The organism is Dolomitihabitans soli (assembly GCF_022213955.1).
GTDB lineage: Bacteria > Actinomycetota > Actinomycetes > Streptosporangiales > Streptosporangiaceae > Streptosporangium_A > Streptosporangium_A soli.
Genome location: NZ_JAKNTW010000024.1, coordinates 62521 through 87266 on the forward strand (window position 1 = coordinate 62521; position 24746 = coordinate 87266).

Sequence of the window (24746 nt, forward strand, 5' to 3'; positions counted from 1 at the left end):
CGCCTTACGCGTGACGCGGGTCACGACCCCGGCCGAGCCGCGCAGCCGTACATCGGCCCAGGTCGCGGTGGGATCGTTTGCCGCCGCTTGAGCATGGGTGCGAAGCGGTCGGGTAACGATGGCGCATGGAGGCCATCGAGATTGTGCTGACCGTCAACGGCGACGAGCGGCGTCTGGCCGTCGACACCCGCGCCTCGCTCCTGGACGTGCTGCGGGAACGACTCGGCCTGACCGGCGCCAAGAAGGGCTGCGACCACGGGCAGTGCGGGGCGTGCACGGTGCTCCTCGACGGCCGCCGGGTGAACTCCTGCCTGGCGCTGGCCGTGGCGCACCAGGGGGCCGAGGTCATCACGGTGGAGGGCCTCGCCGACGGGGACGACCTGCATCCCGTGCAGCGGGCCTTCATCGAGGAGGACGGCTTCCAGTGCGGCTACTGCACGCCGGGCCAGCTGTGCTCGGCGGTGGGCATGCTCGACGAGCTGAAACAGGGCTGGCCGAGCGCCGTGACCGGCGATGACGACGACCTCGGGGACGAGCCGTCGGATGACGAGATCCGGGAGCGGATGAACGGCAACCTGTGCCGCTGCGGAGCGTACGCCGGCATCCTCGCGGCGATCAAGGAGGCGTCGCGATGAGGCCGTTCGTCTACCGGCGCGCCACGGACGCCCAGGGCGCGGTGGCGACCTTCGAGGCGGCGCCGCACGCCATGTACCTGGGCGGCGGCACCAACCTGGTGGACCTGATGCGGCTGGGCGTGGCCAGCCCCGACCTGCTGGTGGACGTCACCGGCCTGCCGTACGACCAGGTGGAGGAGACGCCGGGCGGCGGCCTGCGGATCGGCGCGGCGGTGCGCAACAGCGACCTGGCGGCCGACGCGGCGGTACGGCGGAGCTATCCGGTGCTGTCGCAGGCGCTGCTCGCCGGGGCGTCCGGCCAGCTGCGCAACCTGGCCACCGTGGGCGGCAACCTGCTGCAACGCACCCGCTGCCCGTACTTCCAGGACGTGTCCAAACCGTGCAACAAGCGCGACCCCGGCTCCGGGTGCCCGGCGCGCGAGGGCGAGCACCACAACCTGGCGATCTTCGGGCACTCCGCCTCCTGCGTGGCCACCCACCCCTCCGACATGGCGGTGGCGATGGCGGCGCTCGGCGCGGTCGTGCACGTCGAGGGGCCCGGCGGGCCGAGGCGGATCGGCATGCCCGGACTGCACCGGCTGCCCGGCGACACCCCCGAACGGGACACGGTGCTGGAGCCGGGCGAGCTGATCGTCGCCGTGGAACTGCCCGCGTTGCCGTACGCCGCCCGTTCCCGGTACCGCAAGGTGCGCGAGCGGGCGTCGTTCGCGTTCGCGGTGGTCGCCGTGGCCGCCGCGCTCGACGTCGCCGACGGCGTGGTGCGCGACTGCCGGGTGGCGCTCGGCGGGGTCGCCCACGTGCCGTGGCGGGCGGAACTGCTGGAGACGACACTGCGCGGCGCGCCCGCCACCCGGGAGAGTTTCGTCGTGGCGGCCGAGGCGGAGTTCGCCCAGGCACGCCCGCTCCGGGACAACGCCTACAAGGTGCCGCTGGCCCGCAATGTGATCGTCGGCGTGCTGGAGGAGCTGCTGTGAACCGGGTCGAGGGCGTCGCGAAGGTCACCGGGCAGGCCAGATACGCCTACGAGTATCCGGTGGAGGGCGTCTGCCACGCGGTGGCCGTGCAGGCGGACATCCCACGCGGCGAGATCATCAGGGTGGACGCGCGCGAGGCGCTGGCCCTGCCCGGGGTGCTCGCCGTGCTGTCCTGCGAGGGCGCGCCCGAACTCGCCGACACCTCCGACTACGAACTGGCCCTGTTCCAGAGCCGTACGGTGGCCTACCGGGGGCAGATCGTGGCGGCGGTGGTGGCCGAGACGCTGGAGATCGCCCGGCAGGCGCAGCGCCTGATCAAGGTCACCTACCGGCCCGGCGAGTTCGACGTGCGGCTCACCGGCACCCATCCCGGCCTCTACCGGCCGGACAAGGTCAACCCGGCGTACCCGACCGACACCGGGCAGGGCGACGTCGAGGCGGCGATGGCCGCCGCGGACTCCAGCGTGGACGTGACCTACACGACCCCCGCGCTGCACAACAACCCGATGGAGCCACACGCGACCCTCGCGCTGTGGGAGGACGGCGACCTCACCCTGTACGACTCCATCCAGGGCGTCTCGACCGGCCGTGACAGCGTCGCCAAGGTCTTCGGGCTGCCGCCCGAGCAGGTCCGCGTCCACGCGCCACACGTGGGCGGCGGCTTCGGCGCCAAGGGCTCGCCCCGCCCGAACGCCATCCTCGCCGCGATGTGCGCGCGGGCGATCCGGCGGCCGGTCAAGCTGGCCGTCACCCGCCAGCAGATGTTCTCCTTCACCGGCTACCGCACCCCCACCATCCAGCGGGTCCGGCTCGCCGCCGACGCCGGAGGACTGCTCACCGCCGTCGCCCACGACGTCGTGGAGCAGACCTCGCGGGTCACGGAGTTCGCCGAGCAGACCGCGATCGCCACCCGCATCATGTACGGCGCGCCCAACCGGGGCACCTCTCACCGGCTGGCCAGGCTCGACGTGCCCACCCCCTCGTGGATGCGGGCCCCGGGCGAGTGCCCGGGGATGTACGCGCTGGAGTCCGCGATGGACGAGCTGGCCATCGAGTGCGGGCTCGACCCGATCGAGCTGCGGATCCGCAACGACCCCGCGACCGCGCCGGAGAGCGGCAAGCCGTTCAGCTCCCGCAACCTCGTCGCCTGCCTGCGCGCGGGCGCCGAGCGGTTCGGCTGGGACGGGCGCGACCCCCGGCCGGGGATCCGGCGCGAGGGACGCTGGCTCGTCGGCACCGGCGTCGCCGCGTCCACCTATCCGGTGTACCGCAGCCCCTGCCGGGCGACGGCACGGGTCGGCCCCGACGGCCGGTACACGGTCGCGGTCGCCGCGACCGACATCGGCACGGGCGCGCGCACCACGCTCACGCTGATCGCCGCGGCGGCGCTCGGCGTCCCGGTGGAGCGGGTGACCGCGGAGATCGGCGACAGCGCCCTGCCGCCCGCCCCGGTGGCGGGCGGTTCGATGGGCACCGGCTCGTGGGGCTCGGCCGTGGTGCTGGCCTGCCGGGCCCTCCGCCGCGCACTCGACGAACACGCCGGAGCCGTACCCGACACCGGCATCGAGGCGTACGGCGACACGGCCGAGGAGCTCGCAGGGCAGCAGGACTTCGCCCGGCACGCCTTCGGCGCCCAGTTCGCCGAGGTCAGGGTCGACACCGGCACCGGAGAGGTCCGGGTGTCCAGGCTGCTCGGCGTCTTCGCCGCGGGCCGGATCATCAACCCCAAGACCGCGCGGTCGCAGTTCATCGGCGGCATGACGATGGGGCTGGGCATGGCGCTGATGGAGGAGAGCGTCATGGACCACGAGTTCGGCGACTACCTCAACCATGACTTCGCCCAGTACCACGTGCCCACCATCGCCGACATCCGTGACATCGACGCGGTGTGGATCGAGGAGGACGACGCGCACCTCAACCCGATGGGCTCCAAGGGGATCGGCGAGATCGGCATCGTGGGCACCGCCGCCGCGATCGGCAACGCCGTCCACCATGCCACCGGCAGGCGGGTCCGCGACCTGCCGATCCGGATCGACCGCCTGGTCGGCTGACCCGCCGTGGACTCGGCCGCCGCCCCGGTCCGGCACGGCGATCCACGCCGGTGGAAGGCGCTGGTGGTGTGCCTGGTCGCGGCGTTCATGACGCTGCTCGACGTGAGCATCGTCAACGTCGCCCTGCCGTCGATCCGCGCAGGGCTGGACGCCTCGGAGGGCGAGCTGCAGTGGATCGTGTCGGGCTACGCGCTGCTGTTCGGGCTGGTCCTGGTGCCCGCCGGGCGGGTGGGCGACGCGAGGTCCCGCCGTACGCTGTTCATGGCAGGGCTCGTGTTGTTCGTGGCGGCGAGCGCCATGGCCGGTCTCGCCCAGAGCATCTGGCTGCTGATCCTGGCCAGGTTCGTCCAGGGAGCGGCGGGCGGTGTGATCAACCCGCAGATCGCCGGGCTGATCCAGCAGTTGTTCAGGGGCGCCGAGCGCGGCAAGGCGTTCGGCCTGCTGGGCGCCACGATCGGGCTGGCCACCGCTGCCGGGCCGATCCTCGGCGGCGTGCTCATCCAGCTGGGCGGCCCGGAGGAGGGCTGGCGGTGGGTGTTCTACGTCAACATCCCCGTCGGGCTGCTGGCCGTGTTCCTCGCCAGGCGGCTGCTCCCCGCCGGAGGCGGCGGCCGTCAGGAGAGCCTGGACCCGGTCGGCGTCGTCCTCCTCGGCACGGGTGTGATCGCGCTGCTGCTGCCCTTCGCGCAGGAACGGCAGTGGGAGGGACCGGCCAAGTGGCTGCTGCTGCCGTTCGCCGCCGCCACGCTGACCCTCTTCGTGGTGTGGGAGCTGAGGCACGGCAGGCACGCCGCTCCCCTGGTCGACCTGTCCCTCTTCCGCAGGCGCTCGTACACGCTGGGCGCCGGGCTCATCCTGCTGTACTTCGCGGGCTTCACCGCGATCTTCTTCATCTACACCCTCTTCCTGCAGAGCGGCCTCGGCTACAGCCCGCTGCAGGCCGGGCTGGCGATCACGCCGTTCGCCCTCGGGTCCGGCGCCGCCGCCATGGCGGGCGGCCGGGTCGTCCACCGCTACGGCCGCGCCCTGGTCACCGCCGGGCTGGTGCTGGTCCTCGCCGGCCTGCTCGCGACCCTCCTGTCCGTACGGCTCGCGGCCGGACACCAGGTGGCCCTCTTCACGACCCTCCCGCTGCTCCTCACCGGGGTCGGCAGCGGCCTGGTGATCTCACCGAACCAGACGATCACCCTCTCGGAGGTACCGCCCTCGGGCGGCGGCAGCGCGGCGGGCATGCTGCAGACCGGGCAGCGGATGGGCACCGCCGTGGGCATCGCCGCGGTCAGCTCGCTGTTCTTCGCCACCGTGGCCGAGACCTCCGGCGACTGGGCCCTGGCCTTCGAGCACGGGCTGCTCCTGGTGGGCGCGTTCGTCCTGGCGGCGCTCGCCCTGGCCGTGTTCGACCTGAGTTCCAGCCGCTGACCCGCGGCGGCCGCCCGGAGCGGACGCCGGTCAGCCGTGGAACCGGCCGCGGGCGACGAGTTCGGTCGTCACGACCACCGCGACGGCCTCGGCCGCGAGCAGGGCGACCAGCACGACGAGCTGCACCACACCGGCCTGGATCGGAGTCGCCCCGCCGAGCAGCATGCCCACGAACGCGCCGGGCAGCGTGACCAGGCCGACCGTCCTCGTCTGGTCCAGGCCGGGCACCAGCGCCTGGGCCGCCGCCGGGCGGCAGATCTCCATGGCCGCGTCGCGGGCGCCGAACCCCAGCGACAGTGCGGCCTCCACCTCTCCTCTGCGCTGGGCCAGCTCGTCCACCGCGCGCCGGCCCGCCAGCGCGGAGACCGTGAGGCAGCCGCCGAGCAGGATGCCGGTGATCGGGATGATCACGATCCCCTTCATGGCCACCGTTCCCGTGGCCGTCAGCAGCGCGAGGACCGGGAACGCGCCGGCCGCGATCGGCAGCGCCGCCCACCACGCCGCGCGCCCCCTGGTGATCCGCCGCCCGGCGGTGACGCTCGCCACGCCGTACATGAGCAGCAGGAACGCCGCCACGGCCGGGGGGCGGCCGATCACCCACGCGATCGCCAGCGAGACCACGCCGAGCTGGAGCGCGGCGCGCAGACAGGCCGTCAGGACGGCCCGCGCGTGCCCGAGGCGGCCCAGCCAGGCGACGGCGGCGCCCCCCACGGCGAGCAGGGCCAGAACGACGCCGAGAACCGGAGTGATCGAGATCATGGTCGAGGAGGTCACGGTCAAGATTCTGGGGCCCTGCGACGTCTCCGCCCGGCGCACCGCCGATGTCGTGCGGGACTTCCTGCGGCCGGCGGCCCCTGAGCGCCGGCCTGCGACGTCTCCGCTCGCCCTCCGCCGATGTCGTGCTCCCGGCAGGGCTCGCGCCGGCCGAGCCTCCCCGGACGCGGCGGACGGTCTGCTCCAGAACGGACCTCGCAGGTCGGCGGAATCCCATGGTCGGCGATTCCGCGGGCAAGGCGGGGCCTGCTTGGCGAAACCATGGGACGGGTGCGGCAGGGGGTTGGGGCGAAGTACGGGTAAGCAGCAAGGGTGCGACCGGGCCGGCCTGAGCAGCGCCGCCTGTGGCGGCCACGCCATGGGCTGGTGATGATTCCGCTCGCACTGATCCTGCTGATCATGGGCATCGACTACTTCGCGCCGAGTGAGATCCACCTCGGTCCGCTGCTGGTCGCCGCGCCGGCGATCACCGCCTCGTTCGCCGGGCCACGCCTGGCGGGGGCGATCGGGCTGCTGGCCGTGGCGGGGCAGTTCGTGCTCGGCTGGCACGACGGCACGCTGGGCACCTCGAACGTCCGGGTGCAGGTGATCGCGCTGGCCACGGTCACCGTCCTGGTCATGGGCTACGCCTACCTGAGGCAGCGGGACCGGTGGAAGCTGGGACAGATCCAGACGGTGGCGGAGGCGGCGCAGCGGGTCGTGCTGCGGCCCCTGCCCGAGCGGATCGGGCCGCTGCGCATCGCCACCGAATATCTGGCCGCGGAGGCGGAGGCGCAGATCGGCGGCGATCTCTACGGTGCCGTGCACACCCGGGGGAGCACCAAGCTGATCGTCGGCGACGTGCGCGGCAAGGGTCTTGAAGCGATCTCCGACGCCGGTCTGCTGCTCGGCGCGTTCCGTGAGGCCGCCCACCGGCAGACCATCCTGCCCCTGCTGGTGACGGACCTGGAACGGAGCCTCGCCTCCGACCGCAGGGACTTCCATCAGGCGGACGCCATCGAGCGCTTCATCACCGCCGCGATTCTCGAGGTCCCTGACGACGACTGGGCGCTCCATCTGGTCAACTGCGGGCACCCGGCGCCCCTGCTGCTCCGCGACGGTCAGGTCACGGCCCTCAACGTCGTCCAGCCGGCTCCCCCGATCGGCCTGGGCGATCTCGCCGGCACCCGGTACACCGTGCACACCTTCCCCTTCGAGGCGGGCGACGTCCTGCTCCTCTACACCGACGGCGTCCTCGAGGCCCGTGACGGCTCCGGCGCCTTCTATCCGCTGGCCGAGCGCCTCCCCCGATGGGCGGACCACGGACCGGCGGCCCTCTGCCGGTCCCTCCGCAAGGACCTCCTCGCCTACGCCGGCGGGCACCTCGGCGACGACGCGGCCATGATCGCGATCGAGCGCCTGCGCGTGGGCCCGCTCCCGGATGCCACCAAGGCGAGCAGGACCGGCCGCGCCCGGGAGTGAGTGAACGATCCCGGCCTGCGAAGACCCGCGGCATGCGGCACCGAACGACACACACCCACCGGACCCCTACCGAACCGGGCTCCCCCGGCAGCGCCATGACGGCGGTAGGACCCGCGTCCGAACAACTCGCCCGGCATCCCGCCCACGAACGACACGGACCCACATGGACCGGTTCCCCCCGGCAGCGCCAAGGCGGCGATAGGACCCGCATCCCGAACAACTCGCCCGGCACCGCCGCCCACGAACGACACGGGACCCAGGCGAACCGGGGTCAGCCGGAAGCGCGGTGGCGGCGATGGGAGTCGTCCGTCCGTTCGGTCACGCCCTGGCGGTCCAGGTGCTCCAGCAGGGGGACTGCGACCCGGCGGCTGGTGTTCAGCGCCTGCCTGGCCTGGCTGACCGTGAACGGCTGCGGGAGACGGGCGATAAGCTCGCCGGCCCGCGCGTCGGCTCCGGGCAGCAGGACGATCCCGTCGGCCACCCGGAGCAGCGCCCCGGCGCGGACCGCCGCCGCCACCTCCCGGGGCCCCAGCCCCAGCTCGGCCAGCCGTCCGGCCTCCGGCGCCGCGAAGGGGCGGTCCGACAGCTCCGCGACCAGCCGCCGGACCGCCCGGAGCACCGGTGCGGGGAGTACGGCCGGGCCGGGGACGATCCGCCCGTCCGCGACGGTGAGCGGCGACCGCACCAGTGCCGTGACCAGCCGCCGCTCCGGCAGGCCGAGCCGGTGCCGCGCGGCCTCGACCGGCAGGCCGGGCTCCAACGGGTGCTCCGCCGCGTGCCGACGCACCTCCTCCGGCAGCCGCCGGCCCAGCTCCGCCCAGTAGGCGGGATCGGCGTGCCAGTCGCCGAACACCGCGTCGCCGCCGGGCGGGCACCCCATGGCCAGCAGTTCTCCGCTCCGCAGCAGCCGGTGCACCCGCAGCAGGAACGCCGCGTCCGGGGACGCGACCGCCAGCTCGGCCGCCCGTTCCCGGGCCGCCCCTCGCCGGCGCAACACCGGCGGCCGCACGTCCAGCACCACCGCCGCGCCGAGCACCCACCGCCCGCCGGCCATCTCGTGCCCCGAACCGGACTCGGCACGGTCGTGGCCGTGGGGGTGACCGTGGGGATGGGCGGGGACGCGGCCGGGATCGCGCAGGAGCAGGAGGTCGCCCACGTGGAGCGGCAACGGCGTGGCCAGGCGCAGGCGCAGGTGCCGCCCGTCCAGCGGGCGTACGTCGCAGGCCACGGCGGCGGACCCGAGGTAGGCGGTCACCCGTGGCGGCGGGTCGCCACCGGCGGCGAGCCGTACGTCGAGGTGGCCCGTGTACGTCCAGCCGCCCGGCGTGACCAGGGCGCTTCCCCGGTCGGGCGGAGCCTGGCCGCGGAGGTTGAGCGCGACCCGTGCCACACCGGTCACCGAGGTCACCGGCTCGCCCAGGCATTCGAGTGCCCGGACCCGGACCGGACCGTCCGGCGACAGCAGCTCGTCGCCGACCGCGATCGTGCCGGCGGGCAGCGTGCCGGTCACCACGGTGCCGCTGCCCCGCACGGTGAACCTCCGGTCGGCCCACAGCCGGACGGGAGCCGCGGGATCGGGCACGGGCAGGGCGGCCACCAGCCGGTCCAGCGCCCGCCTCAGCTCACCGAGCCCCTGACCGGTCCGCCCGCTCACCACCGTCGTCTCGGCCCCGGCCAGACCGCTCGCGACCATCCGGTCCCGCGCCGCCTCGGCCGCCGGGCGTGGATCGGCGAGGTCGGCGCGGGTCACCACGAGCAGCGCGTGCCGTACGCCGAGGGCCGCGAGGGCCAGCAGGTGCTCCTCCGACTGCGGCATCCAGCCCTCGTCGGCGGCCACCACGAACATCACGGCGGGCACCGGGCCGACCCCGGCCAGCATGGTGCGCAGGAACCGTTCGTGTCCCGGCACGTCGACGAACGCCAGCCGTTCCCCCGACGGGAGGACCGTCCAGGCGTAGCCGAGCTCGATGGTCAGGCCGCGCCGCCGCTCCTCGGCCAGCCGGTCGGGCTCCATCCCGGTGAGCGCCCGCACCAGCGTCGACTTCCCGTGGTCGACGTGTCCCGCCGTGGCGACGACGTGCATCAGCGGCCGCCCCGGGGCATCGTCCCGGCGCGGCGCGGCGGCTTCTCCGGCTCACTCACCCGGCCCCCGGTCGCCCTCACGCGGGGAACGTAACACGCGGCCCGCGGCCCGGCACCGTAACCGGCCGCATGTCGCACCGGCGCACACCCAGGGACCGGCCGCCCCGGACGCACACCGTCTATTCGGCGGACTCCGGGGACGCACGCCACCTGTTCAGCAGACTCCAGGGACGCACGCCACCTGTTCACAGACTCCAGAATGCGCGCCACCTGTTCGGCGGGCTACCAGGGACGCGCGACACCGTACGCGCACCAGGTGTGCGGTGCGTCGGCTACGGCGTTTCCTCGGGTTCCTCCGCGAGCCGCCGCTGGGGCACGACCGTGTACTTGGGGTCCGCGGCCGAGGCCCGCCCGGCCGCCAGGACGCCGAAGCGGGTGCACAGGGCGCCCGCGGTGAGGGCGAGGCCGGACATGGCGGCCAGCGGCCGGCTGCGCCCGGCCACCGCGGCGAGCAGGCCGCCTCCCACCGTCAGGGCACGGGCGGCCCGGAGCAGCCGGCCCGCCCTGCCTTCGCCGTACGGCTCGCCGACCAGCCCGAGGCGGCGTTCCAGGACCGCGCCCGCGACCGTCTCGACGGCGGCCCCGAGGACGGCGGTGGCACGGGCCGGTCCCGCCTGCGCGGCGGGAGTGCCCAGCATGCCCGCCGCGCCCGCGCTGGCCAGCGCGCTCCCGGCGAAGAGGAACGGCAGCTCGCGGTGGGCCGCGTGCCAGGCGGGCACGGCCGTGTCGGCGAGCAGCACCGCGGTGTACGTGGCCATCAGCGGCCCCGTCAGCGCGCTGACGACGACCGCGGCGTCACCGGCGACGGGCAGCCCGGCCACGAGAGCGCCCACGGCGCCTTCCCCGGAAAGCGCACCATGGAACCCACCGGACCACCGGGACCCGCGAGCGGGCCGGAAGGCAGGCGGCGTGACGGCGGCCCGGATGGCGAATGCAGGCGGCGTGACGGCGACCCGGGTGGCGAATCCGGAGGTGGACCGCCGCGAGACGGCGGACCTGGAGGCGGCGGACCTGGAGGCGGAGCGGGCGGCGACGGAGCCCAGGGCGCCGGTGATCGTGGGGGCGAGGGCGAGGGAGGTGAGGGCGCTGTGCGCGGCGAGGGTCCAGGAGCCCATGCTCATCGGCGAGGTGGGTTTGAACACGCGCAGCATGTTGAAGAACCGTTCGGGCCTGCCGAGTTCGGCGACCAGGCAACCGGCGCCCGCGACGGCGCCGAGGACGGCGGTGACCCTGGCGGTGCGCCCGAGGCGGTCGTGCCCGGAGAGCAGGGCGGCGGCGGCCATCGTGGACGCGGCCCCGGACAGCCCGCCGAGGTACAGGTAGACGGGCATGTGAGGTTCGTGCCAGATCGGGGCCTTGATCACAGGCTGGCCGTAGTAGGAGCGGAACTCCGCCTCCGGCACCATCGCCTGCTCGCGCGTCATCCCCGCCTCCGGGACGGCACGCCGAAGCAGAGGGCCAGGGCCCCGGCCAGGGTGAGGGCCGCGCCACCGGCCCAGCGCCACATCTGAGGGAGGTCGCGGGTGGTGACGACGGGGGCGGGCGGCAGGCCGTACACCTCCGGGTCGTCGAGGAGCAGGAAGAACGCGCCGGCGCCCCCCACGCCGTCGTCGGGGCTCTCGCCGTACAGGCGGGCCTCGGGCCGGCCGGCCTCGTGCAGGGCCGTGACCCGCTCCTCGGCGCGGGCCCGCAGTTCGTCGAGCGGCCCGAACTGGATGGAGTCCGTGGGGCACGCCTTGGCGCAGGCGGGTTCGAGGCCGCCGAGCTGGCGGTCGTAGCACATGGTGCACTTCCAGGCGCGGCCGTCGCGTTCCCTGCGGTCGATGACGCCGTAGGGACAGGCCGGCACGCAGTAGCCGCAGCCGTTGCAGATATCCGCCTGGACCACCACGGTGCCGAACTCGGTGCGGAAGAGCGCTCCCGTCGGGCACACGTCCAGGCAGGCGGCGTGCGTGCAGTGCTTGCACACGTCGGAGGACATCAGCCAGCGGTCGATGCCCTCGCCGCCGTCACCGCCGGCCGGGGCCCGCTGCTCGATGAAGGCCACGTGCCGCCAGGTGTCCGCGCCGAGGCTCCCGGTGTTGTCGTAGGAGGTGGCCCGGAAGACGAATCCGTCGTCGGGGACGTCGTTCCACTCCTTGCAGGCCACCTCGCACGCCTTGCACCCGATGCAGATGCTCGTGTCGGTGAAGAACCCCATCCGCTCAGCCACGGCGATACTCCTCCATCAGGTCCAGCAGCGCGGTCCCCCGGGGACACCTGCCGGGCCGTACGTCACACGTCACCGCTTTGCCCTCCTGGATGTAGACGTTCGGGTCGAGGACCACGGGCATCAGGTCGTTGACGACGCCGCCGGTGACCAGTCCGCCGCCGCCCCAGCCCCAGTGGTACGGCAGGCCGACCTGGTGGACGGTCCGCCCCTGGACGCGCAGCGGGCGGACCCGCTCGGTGACCATCACCCGGGCCTCGACGGCGGAACGGCTGGTCACGATCGTCGCCCAGCCCCCGTGGTCCAGCCCCAGCTCGGCGGCGAGCAGGGGCGACACCTCGCAGAACAGCTCGGGCTGCAGCTCCGCGAGGTACGCCAGGGGGCGGCTCATCCCGCCCGCCGTGTGGTGCTCGGTCAGCCGGTAGGTGGTGAGGATGTGCGGGAACCGGGGCGACATCGGCGGGTTGTAGGGCAGTTCCGGGCGGTCGTAGATCCGGCGTGCGGGGTTGGCCTGCGTGCCGTACAGCGTGTTGGGCACCGGCGACTCGTGCGACTCGTAGTGCGTGGGGAGCGGCCCGTCGGCCAGGCCGGCGGGGGCGAACAGCCAGCCCTTGCCGTCTACCTGCATGATGAACGGGTCGGTGCCCGCCAGCGCGGCCTCGGCGAGCGCCCCCTCCGGGGGCCGGTAGCCAGGCGGTTTGCCCGCTTCGAAGTCCGGCACGTCGTGCCCGGTCCACTCGCGCCGCTCCGCGTCCCACCACACGTACGCCTTGCGCTCGCTCCAGGCGCGGCCCTCGGGGTCGGCGGAGGCGCGGTTGTAGAGGATCCGCCGGTTGGCGGGCCACGCCCAGCCCCACTCCGGCGCGACCGGGCTCTGCTCGTGCCCCGGCCTGCGCCGCGCCGCCTGGTTGGTCTCGTCCGCGTAGACGCCGCAGTAGATCCAGCAGCCGCACCGGGTGGACCCGTCGGGCTGGAGCTGCACGTAGCCCGACAGCGTGCGCCCGTCGGGGCCGGTGCCGTTGATCTCCCGCAGTACGGCCTGCGCGGACGGGTCCCGGTACTCGCCCTCCTCGGGATAGTCCCAGGTCAGCTCGCGGACCGGCCGGTCGATCTCGTCGTCTTCGAGCCGCTGCCTGATCCGCTTGCCGAGGTGGTAGTAGAACCACAGGTCGCTGCGGCAGTCGCCGGGCGGGTCGAGGGCCTTCTCCCGCCACTGGAGCAGCCGCTGGGTGTTGGTGAAGGTGCCGTCCTTCTCCACGTGGCTCGCGGCGGGCAGGAAGAACACCTCGGTCGCGATGTCCTCGGTGCGCAGCTCACCCGTCTCCAGCTCCGGGCAGTCCTGCCAGAAGGTGGCTGTCTCCACCAGCGTCAGGTCGCGCACCACCAGCCAGTCGAGGTTGGCCAGTCCGAGGCGTTGCGCCTTGCCGCCCGCCGACCCGACCGCCGGGTTCTCCCCCACCACGAAGTAGCCCTTCACGGTGCCGTCGATCTGGCCGAGCACCGTGGTGTAGTGGCCGTGGTCGCCGGTGATCCGTGGCAGGTAGTCGAAGCAGAAGTCGTTCGCCTCGGTGGCCGCGTCGCCCCACCACGCCTTCAGCAGACTCACCACGTAGGAGCGTTTCCTGCCCCAGAAGCCGGTGTCGCCGCCCGCGTGTGTCAGATACTCCGCCAGGTCCTCGTGCTCGTGCGCGTGGGGCATCGGCAGGTAGCCGGGCAGCAGGTTGAACAGCGTCGGGATGTCGCTGGAGCCCTGGATGCTGGCGTGGCCGCGCAGCGCCAGGATGCCACCGCCCGGACGCCCGATGTTGCCGAGCAGCAGTTGCAGGATCGCGGCGGTGCGGATGTACTGCGCGCCCACCGTGTGCTGCGTCCAGCCGACGGAGTACACCCAGGCGGTGGTCCGCTCCCTGCCGGAGTTGGCGGTGATCGTCCCGGCCAGCTCGGCGAAGTCCTCCTCGGAGATGCCGCACAGGTCCGCCACCACCTCGGGGGTGTAGCGGGCGAAGTGCCGTTTGAGTATCTGGTAGACGCAGCGGGGATGGCGGAGTTCCGGGTCCGCCGGGGGGCGCGCGGTCGCCGCCGCGCCGCCCGAGCCGTACTGCTCGGCCCCGGCCGCCTCCGCGTGGCGGCGTCCGCCCTCCAGTTGCTCGCCGCGCAGTCCGGCCGCCGGCTCCTCACCGGTCCCCTCGTAGGACCAGCTCGACGGGTCGTAGGTGCGCGTCTCCTCGTCGAAGCCGGAGAACAGGCCGTCGAGGTCCTCGGTGTCGGCGAACCGGCCGGAGATGATCGACGAGGCGTTGGTGTAGGCCAGCACGTACTCGCGGAAGTCCAGCTCGTTGCGGAGCACATGGTTGATCAGCGCGCCGAGCAGGACGATGTCGCTGCCCGCGCGGATCGGCAGGTGCCGGTCGGCGAGCGCGCTGGTCCGGGTGAAGCGCGGATCGACGTGGAACACCTTCGCCCCGCGCGCCTGGGCCTCCACCACCCACTGGAACCCCACCGGATGGCACTCGGCCATGTTGGAGCCCTGGATGACGATGCAGTCGGCGCGGGCCAGATCCTGCTGGAAGGTAGTCGCGCCGCCGCGCCCGAAGCTGGTCCCCAGACCGGGGATGGTGGAGGAGTGTCAAATACGCGCCTGGTTCTCCACCTGCACCGCGCCCAGAGCGGTGTAGAGCTTCTTCATCAGGTAGTTCTCTTCGTTGTCGAGCGTCGCCCCGCCGAGGCCGGCGATGCCCATGGTGCGCCGGACGATCTTGCCGTCGCACTCCTGCTGCCACGTCTCCCGCCGGGTCCGCAGCACCCGGTCGGCGATCATGTCCATCGCGGTCTCGAGGTCGAGCCGCTGCCACTCGGCGCCACCGGGCGGCCGGTAGAGGACCTGTTTCTGTCTGCCGGGATGGGTGACGAGCTGCTTGCTCGCCGACCCCTTGGGACAGAGCCTGCCGCGCGAGACGGGTGAGTCGGGGTCGCCCTCGATCTGGGTGACGGCCCCGTCCTTGACGTACACGAGCTGGCCGCAGCCGACGGCGCAGTAGGGGCAGACCGAGCGGGCGACGCCGTCGGCCTCCTCGACCCGTGGCCTGAGCGCGTCCGTGCGCGCGGAACGGGCCGCGTCGCCCCTGCCGTCGTCTCCCCTGAGCTGCCGGAACACCGGCCAGCGGGAGATCCAGCCCACACCTGTCACATTGCGGATACTGCCCGTATTCGTCCGGTTCAACCGCATAGGAACGGGAGCCGGGCGGGGGGCCTCCCCGACGTCCGGCGGGCGGCTCTCCGTGGCATACTCGGCGCCATGAAGCGCCCGTTCTGCCAGGTCGACGTCTTCACCGGAACGCCGTACCGGGGAAACCCGCTCGCCGTCGTGCTCGACGGGGAGGGGCTCGGCACCGAGGAGATGCAGCGGTTCGCGAACTGGACGAACCTCTCCGAGACCACCTTCCTGCTGCCGCCGAGCGTGCCCGACGCCGACTACCGGGTACGGATCTTCACGCCCGCCTCCGAGCTGCCCTTCGCGGGGCATCCGACGCTGGGCACCTGCCACGCCTGGCTCGCGGCCGGAGGGACGCCCGCCGGGGGCGATGTGATCGTGCAGGAGTGCGGGGCGGGTCTGGTGCCGGTGCGCAGGACGGGCGACGGGCTCGCGTTCGCCGCGCCTCCGCTGATCCGGTCGGGGGCGGTCGAGGAGTCGCTGGTCGAGCACATCGCCTCGGCGTTGGGCGTGGACCGCGCCGAGATCGTGGACGCCGAGTGGGCCGACAACGGTCCCGGCTGGGTGGCGGTCCTGCTGGCGAACGCCGACGCGGTGCTGGCGCTGCGGCCGGGGCTGGTCGATCTAGACGTGGGCGTCGCCGGCCCGTACCCGGCGGGCTCGCCGTACGCGTTCGAGGTCAGGGCGTTCTTCCCCAAGGACGGCGCGACGGCGGAGGACCCGGTGACCGGGAGCCTGAACGCCTCGCTGGCGCAGTGGCTGCTGCGCACCGACCGGGCGAGCGCGCCGTACGTGGCGAGCCAGGGGACCGCGCTGGGACGCGCGGGCCGGGTGCACGTCTCGGCGGATCCCGGCGGCACGGTCTGGATCGGCGGCGAGACGGTCACCTGTGTGACCGGTCAGGTCGAGCTCTGACCGGTCACGGGCACTTCCATCGCCGTGGCGCGTGGGTGTCGGCCAGGACCGCCACCCTCACGCCGCCGCTTGAGATTCCTGCTCGTCGTCGGCCGGGGGCCGGGGGGCCGGATGCTCGACGAGCGCGAGGATCCGGCTGGACATGAAGCGGGCGGTCCTGACGGGCGTTCCGCTGCGCGTGACCTCGGTAACCTCGACCACTCCCCGGCCGATCGTCACCTCGACGCGCCTGCCCGCCCGAGTCGCCGTGACCTCGTAGGTGCGGGTGGTGTCGTGGGCATCGACGACGATCTCTACTCTGTCGCCTTTCATGGCCCTCCTCACCCTGAGGAATACCCATTGACGACCTTGGTGTAACGCGATTCGCCCGGGTGGAGCCCTGTGTAGGCGATCAGTCCTCGATGGTGATGCCCATGGCCGCCGCGAGGGCGTAAACAAGCCCCTGGGCGTCCTGGCTCTTGATGGTCACGCCCCGGAGGCTGGTCACGCTGGCGATGCCCAGCAGCACGCAGTCGGCGAAGCGGGCGCCGTCCATCTTGGCGTTGGAGAACTGGGCGCCCGATAGGTCGCAGCGCTCGAACCTGACCCCTCGCAGGTCGGCGTTCTGGAAGTTGGCCTCGGTGAGGTTGCAGTCGCGGAAGACGACGTCCTTGAAGTCGGAGAACCTGAACCCCGTCAGGTCGGCCCGGCAGGAGTCGAACGTGACGTCGCGGAATCCGCACTCCGACCAGGCCATGCCGGTCAACCGGCTCGACGACACCCGGCTCCGGTGCATCGTGGACGACCTGGCCGCCATGTTCGACATATCGCAGCGTTCCAGCTCGGCTCCGGTGAAGCCCGCCCGGCGCAGCGTCGTCCCGGTGAAGCTCGTGTCGACGAACCGGCAGCCCTCGAAGTCGGGACCGTCGGCCCGGCGGTTCGACAGGTCGGCGCTCCTGAACTCCAGCGACCGGTAGGAGCCGTCGTCGTCGAGATCGTGCTCGGGGAACGTCGCGGGGGCGAGCGTGGCAGCCAGTTTCGGCGCGATCGGCTCCTTCTGTCGCTGCGGCCGGGACGGCGAGGTGCGGGAAGGCATGGGGGCGAGCCTAGCGCCGAAGCGCCTCTTCCAAATCCACCCGACCACGCGTCCACTGCAGGGCATACATATAGCCAAAGATGCACATCTGGGGGGATTTGTGTATTTCTTTCGGGAATATCGCTAAGCGGATGGATCGCACGAGTGCCCGCCGCCCGAACAGGACGGCGGGCACCGGTCAAGGAGAATCAACGTGAAGAAGAGCAGGACAGCACTTCTCGCCTCGAGCCTCGCCGCGCTGGCCCTGGCTCCGCTCTCCCCCCTCGCCCAGGCATCCGCCGCAGATCTGTCTCCGCCGACAGGCGTCACCACGCCCACGCCCCCGGAGGACATGACCACACCCGGCGGGACGGACGCGCCCGCCGAGACACCGACCGACGAGATGTCGCCGACCGAGTCGCCCACCGATGAGATGTCCCCCACCGAATCCCCCACCGACGGGACGGCCACGCCGACCGGTTCGCCGACGGACGGCACGGGCGCGGTGCCGTTCGGTCCGGGCTGCGGCGGCCTGCCCGCCACGGGCAAGGGCAGCCTGGAGAGCATGGCCAAGCTCCCGGCCGCCGCCGCGGTGGCCGACAATCCCGAGCTGTCCACCCTGTCCAAGGCGCTCACGGCGGCAGGGCTGAACGAGAAGCTCGACAAGGCCACGGACGTCACGCTGTTCGCGCCCACCGACGAAGCCTTCTCGCAGGTCCCGAAGGAGGACCTCGACAAGCTGATGGCCGACAAGGAACAGCTCACCAAGGCCCTCTCCTACCACGTGGTGGAGAAGAAGGTGACCAAGGCCGACCTCTCCGACGCGACCTTGAAGACCATGGAAGGCGCCGACCTCACCGTCAAGGGTTCCGGGGATGAGTTCACCGTCAACGACGAAGCAAAGATCACCTGCGGTGAGATCCCCACGGCGAACGGCACCGTCTACATCGTCGACAAGGTCCTCATGCCCGAGTGACCGGCCGCCGGGCCACCTCGTACGAGAGATCTCGCCACACCTGCGTCCACGGGCGGAGGTGGGCGAGATCCTCGTGTTCCGGACCGCCCGGCTCCGGGCGGTCCTTGAACAGGGTGGCGGCGCAGTGCGGCACTTCGTTCCCGCTCGTAGGTGACCTTCCCCGGCATCGGCGGCTCGTTCGCGGTGCCGGTGGCCGATGCGGGTCCTGAGCTCCCGACCTCCGCCGGTCCGCCCGTGCGCGACTGACAGCGGCGGCGTGGCCGGGGTGCGGAGGGCCGTTGTTTAGCCCCTGAGCAGGGGGAAAGGGAAATCTCGAGGTTTCGCCGGAAGGCAAGGAGCCGAACGATGACTGCGGTGCAGCCACCCAGGGTCCCGGTAGACGGGGCCGAGCGAGGGGTCAGGGAGCTGGTCACTCAAGCGTCCCAGCAGGTCTCCGACCTGGTCCGTCAGGAGCTGCGGCTGGCCGTGGCCGAACTGAGGGACAAGGGCAGACACGCGGGGATGGGCGCGGGACTGGTCGGCGGCGCGGGACTGATCGCCCTGTACGGCGCCGGTGCCCTGCTGGCCGCCGTGATCGCGGCGTTGGCGCTGGTGCTGCCGGTGTGGGCGTCCGCGCTCATCGTCGGAGTTGTGCTGCTCGTCGTGGCGGCCGTACTCGGGCTGGCGGGCCGCAAGCAGGTGACCCAGGTCGGGCCGCCCATCCCGAAGCAGGCGCTGGGCAGCGCCAGGCGGGACGTCACCGAGATCAGAGAAAGGGCACGCCGTTGAACTCACATCGGGCACGCGTCACGACGGACCACCGCGAGGATCCCGAGGCGCTCCGCGAGCAGATCGCGCACACCCGCGAGGAACTGGGCGCCACGGTGGCGGCCCTGGCGGCCAAGGCCGACGTGAAGGCCCGCGCCAGGCTCAAGGCCGACCAGATGCGGGAAGACCTGTCCAACCGGGCCCGGCTCGGATTGCGCGGCACCCGCCGCCGGGCGGACGTCACCGGCACCCGGGCACGGCGGGTCACCACCAAGATCAGGAGCGTGCCGGCGCCGGCCCGCTGGGGAACCCTGGTCGCGGTCGCGGTCGCCGCCGTCCTCGCCGCCACGGCCGTACGGCGGCGCGACGAGCTGGACCGCCGGCTTCGGCGCCTTCGGGCCCGGAGGCGATGGCCGCGGAACACCGGCGCCCGGAGGCGCCTGGCGGCCTGGCCCTGGGACTGCTGACCGGCGAGGCGGGGCCGGCGGCACGACCGGTCATCCCCGCTCCACCACCGCCATCGCGTCGGCCCACTCCGGCACCGCCGGCTCGGGGAGCGCACGGCTGAGCAGCCAGGCCAGGACGGGGACCGCGATCAGCGGGATGAGGGCGGTCCGCAGGGAGGTGGCGTCCGCCACGGCGCCGAGCAGGGGCGCGGCGAGGCCGCCGACGCTGACGGTGAGGCCGAGCGTGACCCCGCCGGCGGTGCCGACGCGGGTGGGCAGATAGTCCTGGCCGAGCGTGACCTGCAGCGAGAACGGGACATAGAGCGCGGCCGAGGCCAGGGCCGCGAACACGTAGAAGGAGGGGCCGGGAACCAGGACGACGCCCGCGACGGCAGGCACCGCCGCGGCATACGCCCAGCGTACGCAGCGAACCCGCCCCCAGCGCGCGGCGAGCCGGCCGCCCAGAACCGTGCCACCCGCGCCGCCGGCGAACAGCACGAACAAGGCCGCCGCACCCGCTGACTCGCCGCCGCCGGTTCGCTGCTGGGCATAGAGGGCGATGAACGAGCTCAGCCCGACGAACACGATGGAGCGGCACACGACGACCAGCGACAGCCGTACGAAGGCGGCGAGGTCGTCGGCGCCCCGCGCGGCGGCCGTCGGCGCGGGGACCGGGCTGGGCGACCTGCGTGCCCGGAGGAAGAACACGTACAGCAGGGAGCCCAGCACGGCGGGGACGACCAACACCGGGGACGCGTTCAGACCGCCGGCGGCGATGACGGGGGTGACCACGAGCGGCGCGACGGCGAAGCCCACGTTGCCGCCGAGCGAGAACCAGCTCATCGCGGTGTGGCTGCCCCCGCCGGCGGCACGTGCGACCCGGGCCGACTCCGGGTGATAGGCGGCGACGCCCACCCCGGACAGCGCGACGGCGGCCAACGTCAGCGGGTAGGAGTCGCTCACCCCGCTCACCGCGATCCCGACTCCGGCCACGACCGTGCTCACCGGCAGCAGCCACGGCATGGCCCACCGGTCGGTGAGCATGCCGAAGAGCGGCTGGACCAGCGACGACAGCAGGGAGGCGGCGAGGATGATCCCCGACGCCGCGGCGTAACCGTAGGCCCGTTCGGCCACCAGGAACGGCACCAGGGCAGGCACCGCGCCCTGGTAGACGTCCACGCAGGCGTGGCCCAGGGACAGCAGGATGATGGGCTTTTTCGTTGACACGATTCAATCGTCGTCAACGTCACCCGTTGCCCGCTTCCACTATATTGCCACTCTATGCCGATTTCCCGCCATCAGCCCCGTGCGCCCACGCGGGCCCAGCCGCTGCCCGCCGGCGCGAGCATCGACGACCACCGGCACGACGACCACCAGATCGTGTACGCGGCCCGCGGCGTGCTCGCCGTCACCACGGACGCGGGCACCTGGGTGGCTCCGGCGACGCGCGCCATCTGGATCCCCGCCGGGACGGTGCACCGGCATCACGCGCACGGCGAGATCGACCTGCACCTGGTGGGCCTCCCCACCGACCAGAACCCGCTGGGCCTGAACGCCCCCACGGTGCTGATCATCGTCCCGCTGCTGCGCGAACTGATCCTCGCCTACACCCGCGCACCACACGACGAGACCCCCGAACGCGGCCGCCTGCGAGCCGTACTGCTCGACCAGCTCCGGCTCTCTCCGCAACAGCCGATACACCTCCCGGCCCCCGCCGATCCCCGGCTGGCGGTCGTGTGCGCGATCCTGCGCCGCGACCCCGCCGACGACCGCACGCTCGCCGCCCTGGGCGCCGAGGCCGGCGTGAGCGAACGCACCCTGACCCGCCTGTTCGGCTCCGACCTGGGCATGACCTTCCCCCAGTGGCGGACGCAGCTGCGGCTCTACCACGCCCTGTGCCTCCTCGCGGAAGGCGCCGCGGTGACCGTCGTGGCCCACCGCTGCGGGTGGTCCTCGACCAGCGCGTTCATCGACGTCTTCCGCCGCGCCTTCGGCCACACCCCCGGCGCCCACCGCGCCACGATCCTGACGACCGGTGACGGCGGCCACGGTCACTCCAGCTGAGGCCCGGCCAGGCCAGGTGACGAGCCGGTCCCCTGCGGCGCGGGCCCTGCCCGTCGAGCCGACGCACCGGCCGACGCGGGCACGGAAACCGGGCACGGAAGCGGCCGCCGGCGCCGGGCCGTTGCGCCGGGGCGAGCGTGGGTAGGGGGAGGGAGGAGCGAAGGAGGGGATGAGGATGTCCGACCACGCAGCGGTCGAGGAGATGCAGCGGGTGCTGGACGAGGTGTTCCGCGATCACGACCGGGTGACCCGCCGGGAGGTCTACTCGTGCGCGTCGGCGCACACGCTCCTGCCCGCCGACATGCTGACCCACCTGAACGAGCTGCCCCTGGGCCCCTACGACCGGGCCCAGATGGTGGAGGCCATCAACGGGGTCATCCGGAGCCGCGGCGAAGAGGAGCGGCTCGGCCTGCTGGACAGCGTTCCCCCTGCCGAGGATCGTCCCGGCGGCTGAGCCGGGCAGCCGAGTAGTCACATCCGGCGGCGGACGCCGCCTGGCAGAGAGGGGATCGCCGTGGGCGCGGCTCGCCGGCAACGGATCATCATCGTCGGGGCAGGCTTCGCCGGCTTCCAGGCCGCGCGCAGCCTCACGCGCATCGCCAATGGCGCGGCCGAGGTCGTGGTCATCAGCCCGACCGACTACTTCCTCTACCTTCCGCTGTTGCCCGAGGTGGCCGCGGGGATCCTCGACCCGCGCCGGGTCGCGGTGCCGCTGGCGGACCACGGCAGCGCGCGGCACGTGCTGGGCGAGGTGGACAAGGTCGACGTCGCCTCCCGGCGGGTGACCTACACGAATCCGGAGGGCGGCCGGGCGCACATGGGCTACGACCGGCTGGTGATCGCCGTGGGCAGCGTCAACAAGCTCCTGCCCGTGCCGGGGGTCGCCGAGCACGCGCACGGTTTCCGCAGCATCGGCGAAGCCCTCTACCTCCGCGACCACCTGCTGCGGCAGCTGGAGCTGGCCGACGCCACGAACGACCCCGCCGAGCGGGCGGCCAGACTCTCGTTCGTGGTGGTCGGCGCCGGGTACACGGGCACCGAGGTCGCCGCGCAGGGCCAGCTGTTCACGAAGGACGCGGCGCGCCGCCGTCCCGGGCTCCGGTCGCAGCCGATCAGGTGGCTGCTGGCCGACCTCGCTCCCCGCGTGCTGCCGGAGCTGGACGAACGGCTGGCCCGTGAGGCGCATCGCGTGCTCGCCGAACGGGGCGTCGAGGTGCGGACCGAGACGACGGTCGAGGTGGCCACCAAGGAGGGCGTCAAACTCTCCAACGGGGAGTTCGTGCCCACCCGGTCGCTGATCTGGTGCGTCGGCGTGCGCCCCGATCCACTGATCGACGGGCTCGACCTGCCGACTATCAAGGGCCGCCTGGTCGTGGACGAGTACCTCAGGGTGCCCGGGCATCCGGAGATCTTCGGCTGCGGAGACGCCGCCGCCGTACCCGACCTGACCCGTCCGGGGCAGCTGACCCCGATGACCGCGCAGCACGCCCACCGGCAGGGCCGGGTCGCCGCCAACAATGTGGCCGCGTCGTACGGCAAGCGCCGGCTCGTGCCGTACAAGCATCATGATCTGGGGTTCGTCGTCGATCTCGGCGGGGCGAAGGCGGCGGCCAACCCGCTGGGCGTTCCGTTGACGGGAGTCACCGCCAAGGCGGTCACCCGTGGCTACCATCTGCTGGCGACGCCGGCCAACCGGTTGCGGATCGCGGCCGACTGGCTGCTCGACGCGGTGCTGCCCCGCCAGATCGTGCAGCTCGGGCTCGTCCGCGCCTCAGCCGTGCCGCTGGCGGAGGAGACGCCCGAACAGCCGGACGCGGACCTGAGGGCGACCCAGCGGGGATAGCCCCGGTCCTCACCTGAGGCCGGGAGAACGCGTGATCTCGCGCTGTCATGACCGGCCTGCCGAGCAAAGTGGTATTGACCAATTCGAGATCGCGGCCCTATTTTGGATCGCGACGGTGCCGGCGGGACAGGGGGTGAGCGGTGCGAGCCGCGGATGGACCGCCCGTGCGGACCAAGCGCAAGACGGTGCGCCGCGAGCTCCAGGCGATGCTCGCCCACCTGGACGTCGGCGACGTGCTGCCACCCGAGCGGCGGCTGGCCGAGGAGTTCGGCGTTTCCCGGCCTACCCTCCGAGCTGCGATCGAGCAGCTCGTGGCCGAGGGAAGGCTGGACCGGCGGCAGGGCAGCGGCACCTACGTGACCAAACCGAAGATCGCGGTGCCACTGACCATGAGCTCGTTCACGGAGGACATGATCCGCCGGGGTATGCGGCCCGACAGCCGGTCGCTGTCCTTCGGACGCGGACCCGCCGGTGCGAGGATCGGAGAGCGGCTGTCCGTGTCCCCGCTGCAAGAGGTATTTACCATTCGTCGGCTACGGCTGGCCGACGGCTCTCCGATGGCGATCGAGACGATGTACGTGCCGCAGGATCTGCTGCCCGGCCTGCGCCGCGACGACCTCGAAGGGCGGTCGTTCTACGAGTTGCTGCGCGAGCACGGCATCGTGATCGCCTCCGGCGCCGAGACCATCGAACCGACCGTCACCACCACGGAGGAGGCCGGGCACCTGCAGGTTCCGGTGCACGCCCCGGCCTTCCTGTTCAAACGGCTCTCCCGCAGCGAGGACGGCAGAGCCGTGGAGTACGTCCGATCCCTCTATCGCGGCGATCGCTACCGCATCGAGCTGGATCTCCGGCCGGCGCCGCAGTGATCTCCGACCGATCGCGCGACGTCACGGGCACCGCTCCCTGACCGCAGCTGCGGACTCAGACCTCATGAACCCCACCGTCACCACCGGCTGCGACGGCGGACCAGACAACGACGAAAGGACTGGCCAGATGCCCGAGATCACCGGCAAGCGGCACGCGGATCGGGTGCGCGCGCTCTTGGACGAATTCGACGACCACTCCGCCACCGCGATCCGTGCGGCCGCCGCACTCCTGCTGAAGTCCATCGACGCGGGCGGCATCGTCCACGTGGCGGGTGCCGGCCATTCGCTGGCGATGGTCTGCGAGACCTTCTACCGCGCCGGCGGGCTGGCTCCGGTGCGCCCGCTGTGGGATCTCTCCGTGCTGCCACTGGCCGGGGCGTTGACCAGTACCGCCGCCGAGCGGCGACCCGGCCTGGGCCGCACGGTCTTCCAGAAGGCGGAACTCCGCTCCACCGACGTGGTGGTGGTCTTCTCCACCAGCGGCTGCAACCCCTATCCGGTGGAGATCGCCCAGGAGGCCATGGCGTCCGGCGTGCCGGTCATCGCGGTGACCTCCTCGGCCGCGGCGGCGGCTGCGGCGGCGCGCGCCGGCACCAAACTCGCCGAGCACGCCTCGATAGTCATCGACACCATGATCCCGGCGGGTGACGTCACCTACCCGCCGGAGGCGCCGCACACCGCCGCGCTGTCCACCGTCCTGGCCTCCTATGTCTGGTCGCACCTGCTGGCGGAGCTGGACGACCTCGCCCGGGCGCAGGGCAGCGAGCTGCCGCTGTGGGTGAGCGCGAACGTGCCCGGCGGCGACGAGACCAACGAAGGGCTGCTCGAACGCTACCGCGAACGGATCCCCGAGCTGGCTTGAGACGGCAGCCGCACCCCCGCTCGGTCACCTCTCCGTCACGGGGCGTATCGTCGATGACGGGCAGCCATGTCGGCGCTGCCGGGCACGTGGCGGG

Annotated in this window: 22 protein-coding genes; 14 read left to right on the forward strand and 8 right to left on the reverse strand. The window is 72.8% G+C overall.

Annotated features, from left to right (window positions below):
• The first annotated feature begins 125 nt into the window (after nucleotides 1-125).
• From MBA17_RS35500 to MBA17_RS35515, 4 genes are read left to right on the forward strand one after another with little or no spacing between them, the layout of a single operon-like run.
• Nucleotides 126-635, forward strand: a complete 510-nt coding sequence (locus MBA17_RS35500; RefSeq protein ID WP_238501819.1) for a (2Fe-2S)-binding protein — start codon at nucleotides 126-128, stop codon at nucleotides 633-635.
• Complete coding sequence (locus tag MBA17_RS35505) at nucleotides 632-1609, forward strand: FAD binding domain-containing protein (RefSeq protein WP_238501820.1); 978 nt, start codon at nucleotides 632-634, stop codon at nucleotides 1607-1609. The genes MBA17_RS35500 and MBA17_RS35505 overlap by 4 nt, the downstream gene beginning before the upstream one ends.
• Entirely contained in the window at nucleotides 1606-3660 is a 2055-nt protein-coding gene (locus MBA17_RS35510) for a xanthine dehydrogenase family protein molybdopterin-binding subunit (RefSeq protein ID WP_238501821.1), read from the forward strand. Before MBA17_RS35505 ends, MBA17_RS35510 begins: the two co-directional genes overlap by 4 nt.
• A gap of 6 nt (nucleotides 3661-3666) precedes the next feature.
• Nucleotides 3667-5079 (forward strand): MFS transporter, encoded by a 1413-nt coding sequence (locus MBA17_RS35515; RefSeq protein WP_238501822.1) that lies wholly within the window; start codon nucleotides 3667-3669, stop codon nucleotides 5077-5079.
• A gap of 30 nt (nucleotides 5080-5109) precedes the next feature.
• Here the strand turns inward: MBA17_RS35515 and MBA17_RS35520 are convergent, their stop codons facing one another.
• Nucleotides 5110-5853, reverse strand: a complete 744-nt coding sequence (locus tag MBA17_RS35520; protein ID WP_238501823.1) for an ABC transporter permease — start codon at nucleotides 5851-5853, stop codon at nucleotides 5110-5112.
• A 369-nt stretch (nucleotides 5854-6222) separates the two neighbouring features.
• On the opposite strand from MBA17_RS35520, the gene MBA17_RS35525 reads away from it, so the two are divergent.
• Nucleotides 6223-7314, forward strand: a complete 1092-nt coding sequence (locus tag MBA17_RS35525; RefSeq protein ID WP_238501998.1) for a PP2C family protein-serine/threonine phosphatase — start codon at nucleotides 6223-6225, stop codon at nucleotides 7312-7314.
• Between the two features lie 271 nt (nucleotides 7315-7585).
• Here MBA17_RS35525 and MBA17_RS35530 read toward each other — a convergent pair whose 3' ends face one another.
• The 4 genes from MBA17_RS35530 to fdh form a co-directional block, all read right to left on the reverse strand.
• Nucleotides 7586-9397 (reverse strand): SelB domain-containing protein, encoded by a 1812-nt coding sequence (locus MBA17_RS35530; protein ID WP_238501824.1) that lies wholly within the window; start codon nucleotides 9395-9397, stop codon nucleotides 7586-7588.
• A gap of 331 nt (nucleotides 9398-9728) precedes the next feature.
• Entirely contained in the window at nucleotides 9729-10880 is a 1152-nt protein-coding gene (nrfD, locus tag MBA17_RS35535; protein ID WP_238501825.1) for an NrfD/PsrC family molybdoenzyme membrane anchor subunit, read from the reverse strand.
• Nucleotides 10877-11656 (reverse strand): 4Fe-4S dicluster domain-containing protein, encoded by a 780-nt coding sequence (locus MBA17_RS35540; protein WP_238501999.1) that lies wholly within the window; start codon nucleotides 11654-11656, stop codon nucleotides 10877-10879. The genes nrfD and MBA17_RS35540 overlap by 4 nt, the downstream gene beginning before the upstream one ends.
• Nucleotides 11657-11660: 4 nt before the next feature.
• Nucleotides 11661-14891, reverse strand: a complete 3231-nt coding sequence (gene fdh, locus MBA17_RS35545) for a formate dehydrogenase (protein ID WP_274386462.1) — start codon at nucleotides 14889-14891, stop codon at nucleotides 11661-11663.
• A 69-nt stretch (nucleotides 14892-14960) separates the two neighbouring features.
• Here fdh and MBA17_RS35550 point away from each other — a divergent pair, with 69 nt between their 5' ends.
• Complete coding sequence (locus MBA17_RS35550; RefSeq protein ID WP_238501827.1) at nucleotides 14961-15791, forward strand: PhzF family phenazine biosynthesis protein; 831 nt, start codon at nucleotides 14961-14963, stop codon at nucleotides 15789-15791.
• Between the two features lie 57 nt (nucleotides 15792-15848).
• On the opposite strand, the gene MBA17_RS35555 is transcribed toward MBA17_RS35550, so the two are convergent.
• Both MBA17_RS35555 and MBA17_RS35560 read right to left on the reverse strand, forming a co-directional pair.
• Nucleotides 15849-16103, reverse strand: coding sequence for a hypothetical protein (locus MBA17_RS35555; protein ID WP_238501828.1), 255 nt, complete (start codon nucleotides 16101-16103; stop codon nucleotides 15849-15851).
• 79 nt (nucleotides 16104-16182) lie between these two features.
• Nucleotides 16183-16866, reverse strand: coding sequence for a pentapeptide repeat-containing protein (locus MBA17_RS35560; protein ID WP_238501829.1), 684 nt, complete (start codon nucleotides 16864-16866; stop codon nucleotides 16183-16185).
• Between the two features lie 193 nt (nucleotides 16867-17059).
• On the opposite strand from MBA17_RS35560, the gene MBA17_RS50680 reads away from it, so the two are divergent.
• The 3 genes from MBA17_RS50680 to MBA17_RS35575 all read left to right on the forward strand — a co-directional run bounded on the left by MBA17_RS50680 (nucleotide 17060) and on the right by MBA17_RS35575 (nucleotide 19035).
• A complete protein-coding gene (locus MBA17_RS50680) occupies nucleotides 17060-17821 on the forward strand; it encodes a fasciclin domain-containing protein (protein WP_238501830.1) in 762 nt (253 codons plus the stop codon).
• A gap of 345 nt (nucleotides 17822-18166) precedes the next feature.
• Nucleotides 18167-18589, forward strand: a complete 423-nt coding sequence (locus MBA17_RS35570; RefSeq protein ID WP_238501831.1) for a phage holin family protein — start codon at nucleotides 18167-18169, stop codon at nucleotides 18587-18589.
• A complete protein-coding gene (locus MBA17_RS35575; RefSeq protein WP_238501832.1) occupies nucleotides 18586-19035 on the forward strand; it encodes a DUF3618 domain-containing protein in 450 nt (149 codons plus the stop codon). The genes MBA17_RS35570 and MBA17_RS35575 overlap by 4 nt, the downstream gene beginning before the upstream one ends.
• A gap of 30 nt (nucleotides 19036-19065) precedes the next feature.
• On the opposite strand, the gene MBA17_RS35580 is transcribed toward MBA17_RS35575, so the two are convergent.
• Nucleotides 19066-20241, reverse strand: coding sequence for an MFS transporter (locus MBA17_RS35580; RefSeq protein WP_238501833.1), 1176 nt, complete (start codon nucleotides 20239-20241; stop codon nucleotides 19066-19068).
• 54 nt (nucleotides 20242-20295) lie between these two features.
• Here MBA17_RS35580 and MBA17_RS35585 point away from each other — a divergent pair, with 54 nt between their 5' ends.
• From MBA17_RS35585 to MBA17_RS35605, 5 genes are all read left to right on the forward strand, one after another.
• Nucleotides 20296-21078 (forward strand): AraC family transcriptional regulator, encoded by a 783-nt coding sequence (locus MBA17_RS35585; protein ID WP_238501834.1) that lies wholly within the window; start codon nucleotides 20296-20298, stop codon nucleotides 21076-21078.
• A 175-nt stretch (nucleotides 21079-21253) separates the two neighbouring features.
• Complete coding sequence (locus MBA17_RS35590) at nucleotides 21254-21532, forward strand: hypothetical protein (RefSeq protein WP_238501835.1); 279 nt, start codon at nucleotides 21254-21256, stop codon at nucleotides 21530-21532.
• Nucleotides 21533-21592: 60 nt separating this feature from the next.
• On the forward strand, nucleotides 21593-22921 hold the full coding sequence (locus MBA17_RS35595; RefSeq protein WP_238501836.1) for an NAD(P)/FAD-dependent oxidoreductase: 1329 nt from the start codon (nucleotides 21593-21595) through the stop codon (nucleotides 22919-22921).
• Nucleotides 22922-23085: 164 nt separating this feature from the next.
• Complete coding sequence (locus MBA17_RS35600) at nucleotides 23086-23790, forward strand: GntR family transcriptional regulator (protein ID WP_238501837.1); 705 nt, start codon at nucleotides 23086-23088, stop codon at nucleotides 23788-23790.
• A gap of 127 nt (nucleotides 23791-23917) precedes the next feature.
• Nucleotides 23918-24652: a sugar isomerase domain-containing protein gene (locus MBA17_RS35605; protein ID WP_238501838.1), complete on the forward strand. Its 735-nt coding sequence runs from the start codon at nucleotides 23918-23920 to the stop codon at nucleotides 24650-24652.
• Nucleotides 24653-24746: the final 94 nt, after the last annotated feature.

Coding starts and splice junctions, on each gene's coding strand:
- MBA17_RS35500 (WP_238501819.1), top strand. CDS start 126: ATGGAGGCCATCGAGATTGTGCTGACCGTCAACGGCGACGAGCGGCGT.
- MBA17_RS35505 (WP_238501820.1), top strand. CDS start 632: ATGAGGCCGTTCGTCTACCGGCGCGCCACGGACGCCCAGGGCGCGGTG.
- MBA17_RS35525 (WP_238501998.1), top strand. CDS start 6,223: ATGATTCCGCTCGCACTGATCCTGCTGATCATGGGCATCGACTACTTC.
- MBA17_RS35530 (WP_238501824.1), bottom strand. CDS start 9,397: ATGCACGTCGTCGCCACGGCGGGACACGTCGACCACGGGAAGTCGACG.
- nrfD (WP_238501825.1), bottom strand. CDS start 10,880: ATGACGCGCGAGCAGGCGATGGTGCCGGAGGCGGAGTTCCGCTCCTAC.
- MBA17_RS35540 (WP_238501999.1), bottom strand. CDS start 11,656: ATGGGGTTCTTCACCGACACGAGCATCTGCATCGGGTGCAAGGCGTGC.
- MBA17_RS35550 (WP_238501827.1), top strand. CDS start 14,961: ATGAAGCGCCCGTTCTGCCAGGTCGACGTCTTCACCGGAACGCCGTAC.
- MBA17_RS35555 (WP_238501828.1), bottom strand. CDS start 16,103: ATGAAAGGCGACAGAGTAGAGATCGTCGTCGATGCCCACGACACCACC.
- MBA17_RS35560 (WP_238501829.1), bottom strand. CDS start 16,866: ATGCCTTCCCGCACCTCGCCGTCCCGGCCGCAGCGACAGAAGGAGCCG.
- MBA17_RS35570 (WP_238501831.1), top strand. CDS start 18,167: ATGACTGCGGTGCAGCCACCCAGGGTCCCGGTAGACGGGGCCGAGCGA.
- MBA17_RS35585 (WP_238501834.1), top strand. CDS start 20,296: ATGCCGATTTCCCGCCATCAGCCCCGTGCGCCCACGCGGGCCCAGCCG.
- MBA17_RS35590 (WP_238501835.1), top strand. CDS start 21,254: ATGTCCGACCACGCAGCGGTCGAGGAGATGCAGCGGGTGCTGGACGAG.
- MBA17_RS35605 (WP_238501838.1), top strand. CDS start 23,918: ATGCCCGAGATCACCGGCAAGCGGCACGCGGATCGGGTGCGCGCGCTC.